This is a genomic window from Pseudomonas sp. WPR_5_2 (assembly GCF_003634475.1).
Lineage (GTDB): Bacteria > Pseudomonadota > Gammaproteobacteria > Pseudomonadales > Pseudomonadaceae > Aquipseudomonas > Aquipseudomonas izuensis.
Genome location: NZ_RBLA01000005.1, coordinates 199,081 through 217,022, shown reverse-complemented (window position 1 = coordinate 217,022; position 17,942 = coordinate 199,081). Strand labels below are relative to the sequence as shown.

The 17,942-nt window shown below is 59.5% G+C and carries 15 protein-coding genes; 5 read left to right on the top strand and 10 right to left on the bottom strand.

What is annotated here, in order from left to right:
• Positions 1-117 precede the first annotated feature (117 nt).
• Positions 118-1,032 (bottom strand): LysR substrate-binding domain-containing protein, encoded by a 915-nt coding sequence (locus tag BJ917_RS19340; protein WP_096514432.1) that lies wholly within the window; start codon positions 1,030-1,032, stop codon positions 118-120.
• Between the two features lie 226 nt (positions 1,033-1,258).
• Here BJ917_RS19340 and BJ917_RS19335 point away from each other — a divergent pair, with 226 nt between their 5' ends.
• On the top strand, positions 1,259-1,876 hold the full coding sequence (locus tag BJ917_RS19335; RefSeq protein ID WP_096514434.1) for a hemolysin III family protein: 618 nt from the start codon (positions 1,259-1,261) through the stop codon (positions 1,874-1,876).
• Between the two features lie 32 nt (positions 1,877-1,908).
• Here the strand turns inward: BJ917_RS19335 and BJ917_RS19330 are convergent, their stop codons facing one another.
• On the bottom strand, positions 1,909-2,826 hold the full coding sequence (locus BJ917_RS19330; protein ID WP_121104129.1) for a LysR family transcriptional regulator: 918 nt from the start codon (positions 2,824-2,826) through the stop codon (positions 1,909-1,911).
• A gap of 109 nt (positions 2,827-2,935) precedes the next feature.
• Between BJ917_RS19330 and BJ917_RS19325 the strand changes: the two genes are divergently transcribed.
• Positions 2,936-4,168, top strand: coding sequence for a D-amino acid dehydrogenase (locus tag BJ917_RS19325; RefSeq protein ID WP_121104127.1), 1,233 nt, complete (start codon positions 2,936-2,938; stop codon positions 4,166-4,168).
• Positions 4,169-4,254: 86 nt separating this feature from the next.
• Here BJ917_RS19325 and BJ917_RS19320 read toward each other — a convergent pair whose 3' ends face one another.
• Entirely contained in the window at positions 4,255-4,974 is a 720-nt protein-coding gene (locus BJ917_RS19320; protein WP_096514440.1) for a 16S rRNA (uracil(1498)-N(3))-methyltransferase, read from the bottom strand.
• Positions 4,975-5,117: 143 nt separating this feature from the next.
• Positions 5,118-6,524, bottom strand: coding sequence for an adenosylmethionine--8-amino-7-oxononanoate transaminase (locus tag BJ917_RS19315; RefSeq protein ID WP_121104125.1), 1,407 nt, complete (start codon positions 6,522-6,524; stop codon positions 5,118-5,120).
• 222 nt (positions 6,525-6,746) lie between these two features.
• Between BJ917_RS19315 and BJ917_RS19310 the strand changes: the two genes are divergently transcribed.
• Positions 6,747-8,501, top strand: coding sequence for a flavin monoamine oxidase family protein (locus BJ917_RS19310; protein WP_121104123.1), 1,755 nt, complete (start codon positions 6,747-6,749; stop codon positions 8,499-8,501).
• A 408-nt stretch (positions 8,502-8,909) separates the two neighbouring features.
• Here BJ917_RS19310 and BJ917_RS19305 read toward each other — a convergent pair whose 3' ends face one another.
• A complete protein-coding gene (locus tag BJ917_RS19305; protein WP_121104121.1) occupies positions 8,910-9,410 on the bottom strand; it encodes a hypothetical protein in 501 nt (166 codons plus the stop codon).
• 523 nt (positions 9,411-9,933) lie between these two features.
• Between BJ917_RS19305 and BJ917_RS19300 the strand changes: the two genes are divergently transcribed.
• Complete coding sequence (locus BJ917_RS19300) at positions 9,934-10,485, top strand: cytochrome b (RefSeq protein WP_096514446.1); 552 nt, start codon at positions 9,934-9,936, stop codon at positions 10,483-10,485.
• A 32-nt stretch (positions 10,486-10,517) separates the two neighbouring features.
• Positions 10,518-11,105: a YceI family protein gene (locus tag BJ917_RS19295; protein WP_096514448.1), complete on the top strand. Its 588-nt coding sequence runs from the start codon at positions 10,518-10,520 to the stop codon at positions 11,103-11,105.
• A 253-nt stretch (positions 11,106-11,358) separates the two neighbouring features.
• Here BJ917_RS19295 and BJ917_RS19285 read toward each other — a convergent pair whose 3' ends face one another.
• From BJ917_RS19285 to ahcY, 5 genes are all read right to left on the bottom strand, one after another.
• Positions 11,359-13,227: a DEAD/DEAH box helicase gene (locus BJ917_RS19285; protein ID WP_121104119.1), complete on the bottom strand. Its 1,869-nt coding sequence runs from the start codon at positions 13,225-13,227 to the stop codon at positions 11,359-11,361.
• 222 nt (positions 13,228-13,449) lie between these two features.
• Positions 13,450-14,265 (bottom strand): ABC transporter substrate-binding protein, encoded by an 816-nt coding sequence (locus BJ917_RS19280; RefSeq protein WP_096514454.1) that lies wholly within the window; start codon positions 14,263-14,265, stop codon positions 13,450-13,452.
• Positions 14,266-14,352: 87 nt separating this feature from the next.
• Positions 14,353-15,435: a hypothetical protein gene (locus BJ917_RS19275; protein ID WP_096514456.1), complete on the bottom strand. Its 1,083-nt coding sequence runs from the start codon at positions 15,433-15,435 to the stop codon at positions 14,353-14,355.
• 78 nt (positions 15,436-15,513) lie between these two features.
• On the bottom strand, positions 15,514-16,359 hold the full coding sequence (gene metF, locus BJ917_RS19270; protein ID WP_096514458.1) for a methylenetetrahydrofolate reductase [NAD(P)H]: 846 nt from the start codon (positions 16,357-16,359) through the stop codon (positions 15,514-15,516).
• Positions 16,360-16,521: 162 nt separating this feature from the next.
• On the bottom strand, positions 16,522-17,931 hold the full coding sequence (ahcY, locus tag BJ917_RS19265) for an adenosylhomocysteinase (RefSeq protein WP_121104118.1): 1,410 nt from the start codon (positions 17,929-17,931) through the stop codon (positions 16,522-16,524).
• Positions 17,932-17,942 lie beyond the last annotated feature (11 nt).

Here is a 17,942-nt window from a genome sequence, read left to right as displayed (position 1 = left end):
CGCGGGCAAGCCTTGCTCCCACAGGTGATTGGCTCGAAACCTGTGGGAGCAAAACCTGCTCGGGAAAGCCTTGCTCCTGTGGGAGCAAAGCTTGCTCGCGATTGCCGCGACTCGGTTTCAAGCCTGGCGATTGGCATACATCCGGCACTCCGCCAGCAACGCCAGCAGGTTCGGGTCGCGCTCCTTGGCCTTGAGGAACACCACGCCAATGTGCTGCTGCAATCGATACTTTTCCTGCAACGGAATCAGCTTCACCCGGTTCTCATACACCGCGGCAATCCGCCCCGGCAGCAACGCATAACCCACCCCTGAACTGACCATGCTCAGCAGGGTGAAGATGTCGTTGACCTGCATCGCCACCTTCGGCTCGAACCCCGCCTGGCTGAACACCCGATTGCCATCCTGATGCGTGGCGAAGCCCTGGGTCAGGGTGATAAAGGTTTCGTCGCGGACTTCGGCCAGATCGACTTCACTTCTTTGAGCGAACTTCGAGTCGGCCGGTGTGGCCAGGAAGATGTCGTCGGAAAACAGAGGGATGTGTTCCAGGTCCGGGTCGATGATGCTCTCGTCCAGGGACACCAGAATCGCATCGACTTCCATGTTTTTGAGCTTGTACAGCAGATCGAAATTCGAGCCGAGGATCAGGTCGATGTTCAGTTCGCTGCGGCGAATTTTCAGGCCCATGATCAATTGCGGAACGGTCTTCACCGTTAACGAATACAGTGACCCCAGCTTGAAACGCTCAGCGGAGAACCCGGCCGCCTCGCGGGTCAGGCGCACGCTTTCCAGCACGTCCTGAATCAGCTTCTGTGCCCGCTCTTCCAGTACATAGGCGCTTTCCAGCGGTGTCAGGTTGCGGCCTTCGTGCTTGAACAGCGGGCAGCGCAGGGCGCTTTCTAGGGAGTGGATCGCCCGATGCACGCTGACGTTGCTGGTCTGTAGCTCGGCGGCGGCCCGGGCCAGATTGCCGGTGCGCATGAAGGCCAGGAACACCTCGAGTTTTTTCAGGGTCAACTCTTCATCGATCAGCATCGGGCGAACTCTTTTTGGAATGTTCCGATTGTGCACGGTATTCGTAGGCCTTTGTAGGCGCTGGCTCGTCGGACCGCCGCACCGCAGCGAAGGCGGCCTCAAGTTTTGTATCGACAATCAGGACGCCTTCGCCGGCAAGCCGGCTCCTACAGGGGGATTGTGTTCTGAAACATTGCGCTTTTAGGCTTGAGGCCTGAGCCTTGCGATTTCGAGGGGGAGGCAACCGATGTATCACGGGGAAAGATTGAACGCTTGGACGCACTTGGTCGGAGCTGTGGCGGCCTTTGTCGGCGGTATATGGCTGATCGTTGTCGCCAGCCTCGACGGCAGTCCGTGGAAGATTGTCAGCATGGCGATCTATGCCTTTACCTTGCTGGTGCTGTACAGCGCATCGACCGTGTACCACAGCGTGCGCGGGCGCAAGAAAGCGATCATGCAGAAGGTCGATCATTTCTCGATCTACCTGTTGATCGCCGGCAGCTACACGCCGTTCTGCCTGGTGACCCTGCGTGGGCCGTGGGGCTGGACGCTGTTCGGGATTGTCTGGGGGCTGGCGCTGATCGGAATCCTGCAAGAGATCAAGCCGCGTTCGGAAGCGCGGATTCTGTCGATCGTGATTTACGCGGTAATGGGCTGGATCGTGCTGGTGGCGGTCAAGCCATTGCTCGCCGCACTGGGCGCTGCCGGTTTTACCTGGCTGGCATTGGGTGGCGTGTTCTACACCGTGGGCATCATCTTTTTTGCCCTTGATGATCGTCTGCGGCATGCCCACGGGATCTGGCATCTGTTCGTGATTGCCGGGAGTTTGCTGCACTTTGTGGCGATCTGGTTTTATGTCCTTTAGAGCACACTGTGGCTTTACCTGTGGGACTGGATTCAAGAGGGTGTCGGGATCAGATGATCCAGTTGTTCCTGGGCACGGCGGCTGAAGATCTGCAACAGGTCGTTCAAGGTGTGGGGCGGCGGTTCGGTGGCGCGGGTTACTGCGTACAGAGTGATGGGCAGCGGCGGTGCCAGTGGGCGAATTGTGGTCGTGGAGGACGAGGCGCCCAGCGCGGTGAACGGATCGATCACCGCCAGCCCTGCACCGGATTCCACCATTGCCCTGGCCAGTGAGTAGGTCTGCACGGCGATGCGCACCCGGGGCGGTGGCTCGACTGCTTCCAGGTAGCTGTCCAGTCGCGCGGCCAAGGGGTCGGCGCTCGATAATCCAATCAGTGGCGCCCCTGCCAACGCCATCAACGGCAGCGGTTGACCGAGCTCTTCGTCCGGCCAATAACCCTTGGGCGCCAACGCCACCAGCACGCCTGAAGCCAAAGCCTGCGCCTTCAATCCCGGATGATCCGGTCGCTGCAAGGTCAGGGCGACATCCACTTCGCGCATCAACAGGTTCTGCACCAGTTCACGGCTATGGGCGCTGGATAGCTCGCAGGCGATATCCGGGTAACACGCGCTCCACTCGTGAATGGCCGGCGGCAACAATGACAGGGCCAGCGCCGGGGTGGCGCCGATGCGCAGGCTGTGGCCCGGTTCGCGGCGCAGGCTCTGGGCCAGGCGTCGCACGCCTTGCAGGCTCTCGCTGACCTTATCCACTTCACGCTCCAGCTCCAGGGCTTCCGGGGTCGCCTGCAACTTGCCGCGAACCCGCAGGAACAACGGGAACCCCAACTGCTGCTCGGCATGCTGCAGCACCTTGGTTACCGCGGGTTGCGAGACGTGCAGCAATTGCGCGGCCGCGCTGATTGAACCGGTCTGGCGGATAGCCTGGAAAATCTCGATGTGACGAAGACGCATGGCAAGTCCATAACCTTAGCTTATGGGTTTGGCATCTTTATTCATTGTTCGCCGCCTGTCACCTGGCTCTAACCTCGACCTCGTCTTCACAACGGTTTTAAGGACGGACATGGCTCAGCGTGTGTGCATCATCGGCGGCGGCGTGATTGGCCTGGCAACGGCCTATGCGCTGGTGCGCGACGGCTTCGAGGTGACAGTGGTCGAAGCCCGGGATTCGCTGGGCAGCGAAACCAGTTTCGCCAACGGCGGCCAGTTGTCCTATCGCTACGTCGCGCCGCTGGCTGATGCCGGTGTTCCCCTGCAAGCCATCGGCTGGATGCTGCGCGGCGATTCGCCCTTGAAGCTGCGCCCGCGCCTGGACCCGGTGCAGTGGCGCTGGATGGCCGCATTCCTTGCCGCGTGCCGAAGCTCGATCAACCGCGAAAACGCCGCGCATCTGTTGCGTCTGGCGCTGTTCAGCCAAAGCACGCTAAAGGGCTGGCGCGAGGACGATGGACTGACCGGATTCCATTGGCGACGTAACGGCAAACTGGTGACGTTTCGCAATGCTGCAAGCTTCGGGCATGCGCGTAAAAAATTGGCCGATCCGCAACAGCAGCAAGTGTTGTCGGCCGTCGAATATGCAGATCTGGAGCCGGCGTTGGCCGATGCACCCTTTGTCGGCGCGATCTATACCCCGGACGAGGAAGTGGGCGACTGCCACGCTTTCTGCCAGCTACTGGCCGAGCGATTGAATGCGTCTGGCCGTTGCGAGTTCCGCCTCGGTAAGGCGGTGATCGGAATCCGCCACGGCAACGGTGCTGTCAGTGCCATTGAGCTGGGGGATGAAGTGCTGGCCGTCGATCAATTGGTCATCGCCGCCGGCCATCGCAGTCCGCTGCTGGCATTGCCTGGCCTGCATCTGCCGCTGTATCCGCTGAAGGGCTACAGCCTGACGGTGCCCATCGGCACCGGACACCGGGCGCCGGACGTGAGCATCACCGATTACGACCGCAAGATCGTTTACGCCCGTATCGGCGAACAGTTGCGGGTCGCCGCGATGGTCGACATCGTCGGTTTCGACCCGGCGATCGATCCAGAGCGTCTGGCCCTGATCAAGCGCCAGGCCTGCGATACATTCCCCAATGCCGGCGACTATGACTCAGCTGTCGAATGGGCCGGCATGCGCCCGGCCACCCCCAGCGGGGTGCCGTTGTTGGGGGCTACGGCCTATCGCAACCTGTGGCTCAATCTCGGCCATGGCGCGTTGGGTTTTACCCTGGCGTGCGGCAGTGGTCGGTTACTCAGCGAGCTGATCGGCCAGCGCCAGCCGTCCATCGATCTGCGCGGTTTCAATCACTGAACCGTGTCGCGGCCATTCGCGAGCAGGCTCGCTCCCACATTTGAAATGCGTTCCACTGTGGGAGCGAGCCTGCTCGCGAAGAGGCCCTAGAAATCACCCCAAAGTTGTTGGGCTACAGCAAGCGCCACAACCGGCGCGGTCTCTGTGCGCAATACCCGCGGCCCAAGGCGTGCCGCATGAAAACCTGCCCCTTTGGCCTGATCCACTTCTGCATCCGACAGCCCACCCTCCGGCCCAATCAGGAACGCCAGTGTCGAAGGCTTCGCATGGCTGACCAACGGCTCGGCCACCGGATGCAAAACCAGCTTCAATTCAGCCTCGGTCTGCTTCAGCCAGTCGGCCAACAGCACCGGCGGATGAATGACCGGCACCCGTGAACGGCCGCATTGTTCGCAGGCACTGATCGCCACCTGGCGCCAGTGCAGCAGGCGTTTGTCGGCGCGCTCGTCCTTGAGACGGACTTCACAGCGCTCGCTGAAAATCGGGGTGATTTCGCTGACACCCAATTCGGTGGCTTTCTGAATGGCCCAGTCCATGCGCTCGCCACGGGACAGGCCCTGGCCGAGATGGATCTGCAACGGTGACTCGACCTGGCCGGCGAAGCTTTCATCGATTTGCACCACGACGCGTTTCTTGCCGACTTCGACCAGCGTGGCCCGAAATTCGTGACCTGAGCCGTCGAACAGTTGCAACGTATCGCCCTCGGCCATGCGCAGCACTCGACCGATGTAATGGGCCTGGGCCTCGGGCAGTTCGTGCTCGCCGGTGCTCAGGGGGGCGTCGATAAAGAAGCGGGACAGTCTCATACGGGGTCTCTGTAATTCATGTGCAGGTCTTGGCGCCGCCATCGCTGGCAAGCCAGCTCCCACAGGGTTATGCGGTCACTGTGGGAGCTGGCTTGCCAGCGATGGCAGCAGTCCAGACACCACAGGACCTCAGGTGAAATCAATCAGCCCGGATCACGGAAGCCCGGGTGAAAGTCCTTCGGCACCGCCACGCTCACGCTGTCGCGGGTAGCAATGTCGATGCCTTCGCTGGCCACCTCAGCCAGAAAGTCGATCTGGTCGGGGGTAATCACATACGGCGGCAGGAAATACACCACGCTGCCCAATGGGCGCAGCAAAGCACCGCGCTCCAGGGCGTGCTGGAACACCTTCAGGCCGCGACGTTCCTGCCATGGCCAGGCCTCCTTGGTGGCCTTGTCCTTGACCATCTCGATGGCCAGCACCATGCCGGTCTGGCGTACTTCCGAGACATTCGGGTGATCGGCCAGGTGCGCGGTGGAGGAGGCCATGCGTTGCGCCAGGGCCTTGTTGTTCTCGATGACGTTGTCTTCTTCGAAGATATCCAGCGTCGCCAGTGCCGCCGCGCACGCCAGTGGGTTGCCGGTGTAGCTGTGGGAGTGCAGGAAGGCGCGCAGGGTCGGGTAATCGTCGTAGAAGGCGCTATAGACTTCGTCTGTGGTCATGCACGCGGCCAGTGGCAGGTAGCCGCCGGTCAGGGCCTTGGACAGGCAGAGGAAATCCGGGCGGATGCCGGCCTGCTCGCAGGCGAACATCGTCCCGGTACGGCCGAAGCCAACGGCGATTTCGTCGTGGATCAGGTGCACGCCATAGCGATCGCAAGCTTCGCGCAGCAGCTTGAGGTACACCGGGTGGTACATGCGCATACCGCCAGCGCCCTGGATCAGCGGCTCGACGATCACCGCCGCAACCGTGTCGTGGTTCTCGGCCAAGGTCTGCTCCATGGCGGCGAACAGGTTGCGCGAATGTTCTTCCCAGCTCATGCCTTCGGGACGCAGGTAGCAATCCGGGCTCGGCACCTTGATGGTGTCCATCAGCAAGGCTTTGTAGGTTTCAGTGAACAGCGGCACGTCGCCCACCGACATCGCCGCCATGGTTTCGCCGTGGTAGCTGTTGGTCAGGGTGACGAAGCGTTTCTTGTTCGGCTGGCCGCGGTTGAGCCAGTAGTGAAAGCTCATTTTCAGCGCGACTTCGATGCAGGACGAGCCGTTATCGGCGTAGAAGCACCGGGTCAGGCCTTCCGGCGTCATCTTCACCAGACGCTCGGACAGCTCGATCACCGGTTGATGGCTGAAACCGGCGAGGATCACGTGCTCCAGCTGATCGACCTGGTCCTTGATGCGCTGGTTGATCCGCGGGTTGGCGTGGCCGAAGACGTTGACCCACCAGGAGCTGACGGCGTCGAGGTAGCGCTTGCCTTCGAAATCTTCCAGCCAGACGCCTTCACCGCGCTTGATCGGGATCAGCGGCAGTTGCTCGTGGTCCTTCATCTGGGTGCAGGGATGCCACAACACCGCGAGATCGCGTTCCATCCACTGTTTATTCAGGCCCATTCTCACTCTCCTCGAGGCGGTCCGTGCCAGGCGCGGACATACAATCGCGCAAGCCTATGCAATGCATCGCACGGGGACAACCCATTGTGTCGAATGAGCTACTTTGTATAGGGCGAAAGACGCTGCTGGCGGGCGTCTGAAGGCTGACGTATCCTTCGCGGTTCTTGAGCCGACTGGCTCGCAAAACCGCTATTTTTTTCGTGTATTTCCGGAGTTCGCTGAATGTCTGTCGGTTGGCTGCGCGCCTGTGCGCTGGTGATGTTGGGGCTGTTCAGCGTGTCTGCGCTGGCCAAGGATAAAACCGCGATCGTGATCGGTGGCGGGGTCGCTGGCCTCACGGCTGCTTATGAACTGCAAAACAAGGGCTGGCAGGTCACGCTGCTGGAAGCCAAGCCGAGCCTGGGCGGTCGCTCCGGCATGTCCACCAGCGAGTGGATCGGCAACGACAAGACCCAACCGGTCCTGAACAAGTACGTATCGACCTTCAAGCTGAGCACCACGCCGGCGCCTGAATTCGTGCGTACGCCGGGCTACCTGATCGACGGCGAATATTTCAGTGCCGCCGATCTGTCCAGCAAGCAGCCGGCTACCGCCGACGCGCTCAAGCGTTACGAGAAAACCCTCGACGATCTCGCACGTTCGATTGATGACCCGCAGAATCCGGCAGCCACCAGTTCGCTGCACGCCCTGGACCAGATCAACGTGTCCAGCTGGCTTGACAAGCAGAACCTGCCGGCCACCGCGCGCCAGTTGATCAACCAGCAGATTCGTACCCATTACGATGAGCCTTCGCGTCTGTCGCTGCTGTATTACGCTCAGCAGAGCCGCGTTTACCGTGGTGTGGCCGACCGTGATCTGCGCGCTTCGCGTCTGGTCGGTGGCAGCCCGGTGCTGGCCCAGGCCTTCGTCAAGCAACTGAAGACCATCAAGACCAATTCCCCGGTCTCGTCCATCACTCAGGAAAAGGACGGTGTCACCGTCAAGGTCGGCAGCGTCGGCTATCAGGCTGACTATGTGGTCCTGGCCGTGCCGTTACGCGCCCTGAACAAGATCCAGATGATCCCCGCGCTCGACGATCAGCACCTGGCGGCGATCAAGGGCACCAACTACGGTTGGCGCGACCAGATCATGCTGAAGTTCAAGACGCCGGTGTGGGAAAGCAAGGCGCGGATGTCCGGCGAGATCTACAGCAACACCGGCCTGGGCATGTTGTGGGTCGAGCCGGCCCTGAAGGGCGGCGCCAATGTGGTGATCAACCTGTCCGGCGACAACGCCCGGGTGATGCAAGCCTTCGGCGACAAGCAGATGGTCGACCAGGTACTGATTCGCCTGCATGCGTTTTATCCACAGGCGCGCGGTTCCTTTACCGGCTATGAAATCCGTCGCTACAGCACCGACCCATCGATGGGTGGCGCTTACCTGGCCTTCGGCCCGGGCCAGATCAGCAAGTACTGGCGCCTGTGGGAGCGTCCGGTTCAGCGTGTAGCCTTTGCTGGCGAACACACTGACACCTTGTACCCAGGCACCCTGGAAGGCGCATTGCGCACTGGCCAGCGTGCAGCCGGTCAGGTTGAAGACCTGGCGGCCGGCAAGTCGTTTGAGCCGGCCAAAGCGGCTCCAGTGGCGGCGGCAGCGGCGGTAGGCGCTGGCGCGGTGGCTGCGAAGAAGGGCAACTTCTTCAGCAACCTGTTCGGCGGCTCGGATGACGAGAAGAAGCCGGAGCCGGTCAAGGCGCCAGAGCCGGTCGCTCCAGCGCCAGCCCCGGCTCCAACGCCGGCACCAGCACCTGCTCCGGTCGAGGCACCGAAGCCTGCTGCACCGGTAAAAGCCGAGCCTGCCAAAAAGGCATCGGCCAAAGCCCCGGCGAAGAAACCGGCAGCCAAGACCGAGGCGAAAAAAGCCCCGGCCAAGGCTCCGGCGAAAAAGGCTGAACCGGCGAAGAAGCCAGCGGCGACTACTGAGACCAAGGCTCAGTAACGTTCAGGTGTAAAAAAACGCGGCTTAAGAGCCGCGTTTTTTTTGCTCAGTACTTTCGAGTCGCATCACTTCAGGTCTCAAATTCCTACAGGCCTGAGCGATACATCAGATGCTTCCCACAAAATAATCAGAAAGCAACGATATATGACAGCTGACTAAAAACACTATGCTCTCCAAAAAAACTGGAGGGCATATGAAAACACTAGCAGCAATAATTATATTGATATCACTTTCTGGTTGCGTGATTGGCGACTGTAAGAAGCATGAGCTAATGATTCCAAAAAGGGATCCCGACTTAGCACACAGGTGTAGAATGGATCCTTATAAACCTGAGTGCTCAGTCAATTAACGGTCTTAATTGTCGGTCGCCCTTCGATGTGAAATTTATAAAGCATCGTTGTGAAGGGTTCATGAGAAATCCCATGTAAAAAGCGGTTCATGATGCGGTAGCTCTCTGATCCATTTTTGTGTTGGCTTTGGAATACGACCAGGGGCGAATCCAAATCGGGCCCAGCGCAGACTGCCCGTGCGCCTATCGTAAATGATCAAATTCCCATCATCTTGCATAACCATACAAGTATTGTACCAAAGCGATTTATCAAGGCTATGGGTGCTTTCGGCAATCCACATTCGCCTTCTGGCAGGATCGTAGAGTATCCCGTTATTGGCAATCACAAACCGCAGCGGCTCATTCATTTTTTTCTGATATAGGGTCCTGCTATAAGGTTGGTTCTCATCTGCAACCCAGATTACAACTTCACCATCTTTAATAACCAGGTTTCCGTCAGCCTGTAATAGCAAGCTGTATCGCCTGTTCTCGGACAAAAGAAACTGTCCCGGTGACATAGTTTGATTAGGAGGCAGCACCGAAGTACCACTTGCCTGGAATGGGGTAAACGTAGAAGTCATGTTTTCACCTTGATTAATAAACTGTTGAGCGCTTAGTTAATCAAGTTCGAATATGGAGGTGGCGATACATATTTATTGCATGCCTTAAAAACATTTATTGCTTGAAGGGTGCCGGCGAAGGCGGCCTGTTTGGCGATGCAAGACTCGAGGCCGTCTTCGCTGGCAAGCCAGCTCCTACACGGGCGGGGATGACAGAAAAGTCTGTGGCTGACGCAGCATCTGTAGGAGCCGGCTTGCCGGCGAAGGCGTCCTGCCTGGCGATGCAGGAATCGAGGCCGCCTTCGCTGGCGAGCCAGCTCCTACAAAGGCCATTGAAGGCCATGCGGCGGGCAATCGAATAAATTCTTTGCCAAGGTGTTCTTCAATTGGACACACTTTTTTTCACAATCTGGCCTTTAATCTTTCCTTAACTCAGCCATTTCAGACTCTTGATCGCATTTTTCGATATTTCAAAGCGAAATTTTCCGCTTTAATTCGATAGATAACTCGATAGTCTTGGGCCAGCACTCACAGGATCTAGGCAATGCAGCTACGTAACTCTACTTCCCGTTATGGTTTGGTCAGCATAGTCCTGCACTGGGGCGTGGCACTGGCGGTGTTCGGTCTGTTCGCGCTGGGCCTGTGGATGGTCGGTCTCGACTACTACAGCACCTGGCGTAAAGACGCACCGGACTTGCACAAGAGCATCGGCCTGGTGTTGCTGGCTGTAATGGTGCTGCGGGTGCTGTGGCGCTTCGTCAGTCCGCCGCCACCCACTTTGTCCAGCTACAGCCGCATGACACGCCTCGGCGCCCACTTCGGCCATGGCTTTCTGTATCTCACGCTGTTCGCTGTGATGATTGCCGGTTACCTGATTTCCACCGCGGAAGGTGTCGGGATCCCGGTGTTTGGATGGTTTGAAGTGCCTGCGCTGGTGTCCGGACTACCGGACCAGGCAGACACCGCTGGCGCGATTCATCTCTACCTGGCGTGGGTGCTGGTCATTTTTTCCGGCCTCCATGCGTTGGCAGCATTGAAGCACCACTTTATCGATCGCGATGTGACCCTCAAACGAATGCTGGGTCGCAAAGCCTGAAGCTCAACCTCGACTCCAAAGGAAAACAAAGTATGTTGAAAAAGACTCTGGCCGCTCTGGCAATCGGTTCTGCCCTGTTGTCCGCCGGTAACGTTATGGCCGCTGACTACGTGGTCGACAAAGAAGGCCAGCACGCCTTCGTTGACTTCAAGATCAGCCACCTGGGCTACAGCTACATCATCGGCACGTTCAAGGACATCGACGGCAAGTTCAGCTTTGACGCTGCCAAGCCTGAAGCCAGCAAGATCGAGTTCAATGTGAATACCGCCAGCGTGTTCACCAACAACGCCGAGCGCGACAAGCACATTTCCAGCAAAGACTTCCTGAACGGTACCAAGGCGACGTTCGTTTCCACCAGCGTCAAGCCAACCGGTAAAAACGCAGCGGGCAAAGACACCGCTGACGTGGCCGGTGACCTGACCATCCTGGGCGTGACCAAGCCAATCGTGGTCAAGGCTACCTTCCTGGGTGAAGGCAAGGATCCATGGGGCGGCTACCGTGCCGGTTTCGAAGGCACTTTCGGCCTCAAACGTTCCGATTTCGGCACGCAGAAGGACCTGGGCCCATCGTCCGATGCGGTTGAAATGTACGTCTCGTTTGAAGGTGTGAAAGCGAAGTAATTTTCGCGCCTGACAAAACAACGCCCGCTGCTCTCATGAGCGCGGGCGTTTTTTTATTGCCGTATACAAATCCCTGCTGGGATCAAAAAATCCCTGTGGGAGCGAGCCTGCTCGCGAAGGCGGTGGTTCATCCAACTTTGATGGCGACTGACACGCCCCCTTCGCGAGCAGGCTCGCTCCCACAGGTTTTCTCATTCGCCAAAAAAATGCCCCGGATCCTGCGATCCGGGGCATTTTTCATTTCAGCGACAAATCAGCGATTGCGAGTCAGCAATGCCGGTTTTTCGCCGCGAGGACGGCTTGGCAGTTGATCCAGCTGCTCAGGTGTCGGGAAGCGATCGGCCTTGGACTCCTTGTGCATGATCTTCGGTGCCGGACTGCGCGGGTTCTGCACGGCCGGTTCGGAACGGGACTGGTCGTCACGAGCCGGGCGGCGATTGCGCGACTCTTCGCGACGGGCCTGACCGTCACGTGGCGCACCGTTGCGTGGGCCGCTGCGCTTGGCCGGCGGCGTGCCAGTGCTGGCGCCATCGCTGTTGCGCGGACCGTTCTGGCGGCCCTGAGGCTTGCCACCCCGTGGAGCGCCCGAACCGGCGGCCGTGCCTTGTGCCGGAGCACCTGGACGGCGTCCACGGCCCTGGGCCGGTTTCTGTTGTGGCACGTAGTCGACGCGGTTACCGAAGTTATCGATATCGTCATCCAGGAACTCGTCTGGAGCGCGATCAGCGGCGGCACGTGGTGGTTGGCTTGGCTGACGCTGTTCACGTGCCGGGGTGCCTTCGCGAGGCTTCTGCTGACGGGCCGGACGCTCGCCGCGCTCACCTGTCGCAGGCTTCTCCTTGCCCTTGTCCTTGCCCTTGTCTTTACGACCGCCACCGCTGCCGTTCGGACCATCGCCGCGCGGGCCACGTGGATTGCGCGGGTTGCGCATGTCCGGACGTTCGCGGGCTTCCGGTTTTTCAGCTTCCACGGCGCTGGCATCGAAGCCCATCAGGTCGCCGTCGGCGATTTTCTGCTTGGTCATGCGTTCGATGCTTTTCAGCAGTTTTTCTTCGTCCGGGGCCACCAGCGAGATCGCTTCGCCCGAACGACCGGCACGGCCGGTACGGCCGATGCGGTGCACATAGTCTTCATCGACGTTAGGCAGTTCGAAGTTGACCACGTGTGGCAACTGGTCGATATCGAGGCCGCGTGCAGCGATGTCCGTGGCGACCAGGATGCGCACAGTCCCTGCCTTGAAATCGGCCAGGGCTTTGGTGCGGGCGTTCTGGCTCTTGTTGCCGTGGATTGCAACGGCGCTCAGGCCGTGTTTGTCCAGGTACTCGGCCAGGCGGTTGGCGCCGTGCTTGGTGCGGGTGAACACCAGCACCTGTTCCCAGGCGCCAGCGGTGATCAGGTGCGCCAGCAGCGCACGCTTGTGGCTGGCGTGCAGGCGGAACACGCGCTGCTCGATGCGCTCGACCGTGGTGTTCGGTGGCGTGACTTCGATGCGTTCCGGGTTGTGCAGCAGTTTGCCGGCGAGGTCGGTGATGTCCTTGGAGAACGTCGCCGAAAACAGCAGGTTCTGCCGTTTGGCCGGCAGGCGGGCCAGGACTTTCTTCACGTCATGGACGAAGCCCATGTCGAGCATGCGGTCGGCTTCGTCCAGCACGAGGATTTCCACGTGGGACAGGTCGACGCTGCCTTGGCCGGCGAGATCGAGCAGACGGCCAGGGCAGGCCACCAGCACGTCGACGCCACGGGACATGGCCTGAACCTGAGGGTTCATGCCGACGCCGCCGAAGATGCAGGCGCTGACGAATTTCAGGTCACGGGCATAGACCTTGAAGCTTTCATGCACTTGGGCAGCGAGTTCGCGCGTGGGGGTCAGGACCAGTACGCGCGGCTGGCGCGGGCCGTGACGCTGGGATTTGTCCGGGTGACCGTTGGGGAACAACCGCTCCAGGATCGGAAGGGCGAAACCGCCGGTTTTACCAGTACCTGTCTGTGCCGCGACCATCAGGTCGCGACCTTGCAACACGGCGGGAATGGCCCGCTGTTGCACCGGAGTAGGCTCGGTATAGCCCGCTGCCTCAATGGCGCGGACTAAAGCCTCGGAGAGACCGAGGGAAGCAAAGGACATGAGAAATCCTGTTTTAGTTAGGGCTTGGCCCAATGGGAGTCTTGCCTGGCGCGAATGGCGTTTAAGGAGACGCTATCCCGTCCGGTCCTGCTGGGTTTCGAAGGTTCGTCTGGAGTGCTCGCGCGGGCTGAAAAGCTGCGCTGTAGCGGGGTCGAGATGCCTTGAACGATTCCGAGCGTCCGGGCGTGAGCCTGGCGGGAAGGCCGGAGTATAACAGAGCAATCACTGCGCGCCGCTTTCCTGCTGCTCAACGGTTTTTGTACGGGTCGCGGTGGCACTCGCTGCGTTCGCCGCGGTTACCGGGGCAGCGCCGTAGCGGGCGCTGAGCTCCGCGTAGGCCTGTTCGCGCTTGAAGCGTTTGAGCTCGGCACCGAAGCGTTGTACCAACAAATCCATGCCGGCATTGCGACGCACCGCCAGAAACTGGCTCTGTTGGCTGATGACAGTCGGGTTTTCGGTAATCTTGTCACGGATATTCAGCTCGTCGAGCAAATGCTGGCCGACCCGGCGGTCGGTGATCAGCAGGTCGATCCGTCCGCGCACCAGCTTGCCGAAATTGGCTTCGTGGCTCGGTGCCGGTTCGCGGGTGAACAGCGTCGACTCCCTGAAATCCTGGCTGTATAGGTAACCAGGCGAGGTGCCGATGGTCAGCCCGCGCAGTTCGTCGAGGGTGCGAAACGGGTGCGGACGACCATTGGCGTAGAACATCACGAACTGGACTTCCGAGAGCGGTTCGCTGGGGTAGAGCAGGGTCGCGTCGCGCTCATCGCTGTGGAAAATGTCCAGCGCGCCATCGGCCTGACCCGTTTCGAGCATTGACAGGCAGCGCTTCCACGGCAGGAACTGCCATTCCACTTCGATGCCCAGGCGCTTGAACACAATGGCGGTGGTTTCGTAATCGAGCCCAAGGGATTTGCCGTTCTCCTCATAGACATAAGGGGCCCACGGTTCCGTGACAATGCGCAGTTTCTCGCCCCGGGCGGCGAAGCTCAGGCAAGTAAAAAGCACAACGGTAAGCAGCTGGGCAATGGCGGGCATGGCCTGAGGTTAGTACGCTGAACGCCTAATGAGAAGCTCTGGCGTGCATGTTTAGCGTTGTACCTGAGCAGATTGGGTGCGACGTCGCTATTTGCTCGACGTATTGAGCAAGTGTGCGTGGATAGCTGTGCACCGCTCACCAAGAATCATTTTGACCAGGGGCTTGGTGAACCAGTCCTCAAGCAGGTGTTGGCCAACCGGCGTACCAAGGCGTTCCTGCTGGTTCTGCAGTGCCTTTTCCCACCAGACCGGTCCGCAGGCCTGGTCGAACTCGTTGGGGTGTTCATAGCAGCCGTAAAGGACTTCGCGAATGAATTGGCGCAGATGTTGGGGCAGCGCCAGGGTAATGACCTTGTAGAGCATTCGCTGTGATCGTGGTGGCCGTGGAAGATGAGCCGACACGCGGCGGGTGTCATCCAGTGCTGCCGGGCTGGTCGGTTGTGCGGCGTGTTTGATGGCCCAGGCTTTGACCTTGGCCCTGAACAATTGCTTGCGACTCCAGTAGTGGTGAATCAGGTCCGGACACTTTTTGATCTCCAGCGTCCGATAGGCTGCTACCGACAGGCAGAACTCCTCGAGGGTGTACGCGCCCGGCGCAGACGGGAACAATTCGTCGATCAGCGCGATCGAGCGGTCGAGGACTTGAATGTCCTGCCGGTTCAAACCGATGACACCGGAATTGAGCAGCATCATCTGGTCGTCAGCCAGGCCCCTTTCCATGAGCGTTGCCGACAACGCGGTGTAGAGCAGGTTCTCTTTGTTGTTGCCGTAGTGGGTGTAGTAGTCGTTACACAGCAGCGTGCCCGGTTGCACGCGTTCGAACAACTTGAGTGGTGAGCAGTGGAAGAACGTATCGGTGTCGATCAGCAGCGCCGTGTCGAACTCTTCCAGCACCGTGCGCAGGGCGACATGCTTGGCGCGAAAGTGATAGCCGTGGGGTTCGTTCCAGCGTCGGCGTGTTGCTTCGTCGAGAGGGCGTACGTGCACGGGCAGTTTTTCGTAGGGTTGCGGGTTGTCGCTGAAGACCTGGATATCGAGCGCCGCGTCTGGCGTTTCACGCAGCCAGGCCAAGGCACTGGCAATGCTGAACACGGCTTCCTGATGGTAGGTTTCGGAGCCGAATACCAGGTAGACGAGTTGAGGGCGTGAGGTCGAGGGCGCAGTCATCATGGGGCTACAGCTTTCCGTAGGTTCTTCCGAATGTAAAAGGCCCTCCGAAGAGGGCCCCGTATACCAGCGTGGAAACGATCAGCGCGGTAGCTTCAAGTTGTTCCACACAGCCAGACTGGCTTCAGCCTGGTTCAGGGTATAGAAATGCAAGCCTGGCGCACCGCCTTGCAACAAACGCTCACACATTTCGGTAATCACCTGCTCGCCGAAACGCTGAATGCTTTGGGTGTCGTCACCATACGCTTCCAGTTGCTTGCGAATCCAGCGCGGGATTTCCGCACCGCAGGCGTCGGAAAAACGTGCCAGTTTGCTGTAGTTGGTGATCGGCATGATGCCCGGCACGATCGGGATATTCACGCCCAGTGCCCGCACACGTTCGACAAAATAGAAATAGCTGTCGGCGTTGAAGAAGTACTGGGTGATCGCGCTGTCGGCGCCGGCATTGGCCTTGCGCACGAAATTGGCAATATCGTCTTCGAAATTGCGCGCTTGCGGGTGCATTTCCGGATAGGCGGCAACTTCGATGTGGAAATGATCGCCGGTCTGTTCACGAATGAATTCGACCAGGTCATTGGCGTGGCGCAATTCGCCGCTGGCCATGCCCATGCCCGAAGGCAGGTCACCGCGCAGGGCAACGATTCGGGTAATACCGGCGGCCTTGTATTGGCTCAGCAGGCCGCGCAAGTCGTCCTTGCTGTCGCCCACGCAAGACAGGTGCGGCGCGGCAGGGATTTTGACTTCGCTTTCAAGCTGCAACACGGTGTTGAGGGTGCGATCACGCGTCGAACCGCCAGCGCCGTAGGTGCAGGAGAAGAAATCGGGGTTGTACGTGGCCAGCTGACGAGCAGTGGCGAGCAGTTTTTCATGCCCAGCGTCGGTCTTCGTAGGGAAGAACTCGAAGCTGTAGCGACGATCTTGGGACATGGTCATATCCTTGGAAACACAAGAACCAGCGAGGCAACACATGTTCCATGTGGGAGCGAGCCTGCTCGCGAAGAGGGTTCATCATTCAACATTGATGTCGACTGATACAACGCTTTCGCGAGCAGGCTCGCTCCCACAGGAAGAGCGAACTATTGCCGCCTGTTAGTAGCGGTAAGCGTGCGGCTTGAACGGACCTTCGACGGTCACGCCGATGTAGTCGGCCTGGGTCTTGGTCAGTTGAGTCACGACGCCGCCGAAACCGCGGACCATTTCCAGGGCCACTTCTTCGTCGAGTTTCTTCGGCAGTACTTCAACGGTCAGGCGCTCGGCTTTCTGGGCTGGCGACAGGTCGGCGTACTTCTGGCCGAACAGGAAGATCTGCGCCAGAACCTGGTTGGCGAACGAACCGTCCATGATGCGGCTCGGGTGACCAGTGGCGTTGCCCAGGTTCACCAGGCGGCCTTCGGCCAGCAGGATCAGGTAGTCGTCGTTCTGCGGATCGAAGCTGCCTGCACCGGTACGGTGGATCTTGTGAACCTGCGGCTTCACTTCTTCCCATGCCCAGTTCTTGCGCATGAAAGCGGTGTCGATTTCGTTGTCGAAGTGGCCGATGTTGCAGACGACAGCGCGCTTCTTCAGGGCCTTGAGCATGTTCGAATCGCAAACATTGACGTTGCCGGTGGTGGTCACGATCAGGTCGATCTTGCCCAGCAGTGCCTTGTCGATGCTCGCTTCGGTGCCGTTGTTGATGCCGTCTATGAACGGCGAAACCACTTCGAAACCGTCCATGCAGGCTTGCATGGCGCAGATCGGGTCAACTTCGGAGACCTTGACGATCATGCCTTCCTGACGCAGGGACTGGGCGGAACCCTTGCCCACGTCACCGTAGCCGATGACCAGCGCTTGCTTGCCGGACAGCAGGTGGTCGGTACCGCGCTTGATCGCATCGTTCAGGCTGTGACGGCAGCCGTACTTGTTGTCGTTCTTGCTCTTGGTCACCGAGTCGTTGACGTTGATGGCCGGGATTTTCAGCTCGCCCTTGGCCAGCATGTCCAGCAGGCGGTGAACGCCGGTGGTGGTTTCTTCGGTCACGCCGTGGACGCGATCCAGTACCTGTGGGTATTTCTTGTGCAGCAACTCGGTCAGGTCACCGCCGTCGTCGAGGATCATGTTGGCATCCCAAGGCGCGCCATCTTTCAGGATGGTTTGCTCCAGGCACCACTCGTACTCTTCTTCGGTTTCACCTTTCCAGGCGAAAACCGGAATGCCGGCAGCAGCGATGGACGCGGCAGCCTGGTCTTGAGTCGAGAAAATGTTGCAGGACGACCAGCGTACTTCGGCACCCAGGGCAACCAGGGTTTCGATCAGCACGGCAGTCTGGATGGTCATGTGGATGCAGCCGAGGATCTTCGCGCCCTTGAGCGGTTGCTCTTCGGAGTACTTGCGGCGCAGACCCATCAGGGCCGGCATTTCGGATTCGGCGATGATGGTTTCGCGACGGCCCCAGGCAGCCAGGGACATGTCGGCGACTTTGTAATCGTTAAAATCTGCAGGCGTGATAACAGCGCTCATGAAGAGCCTCC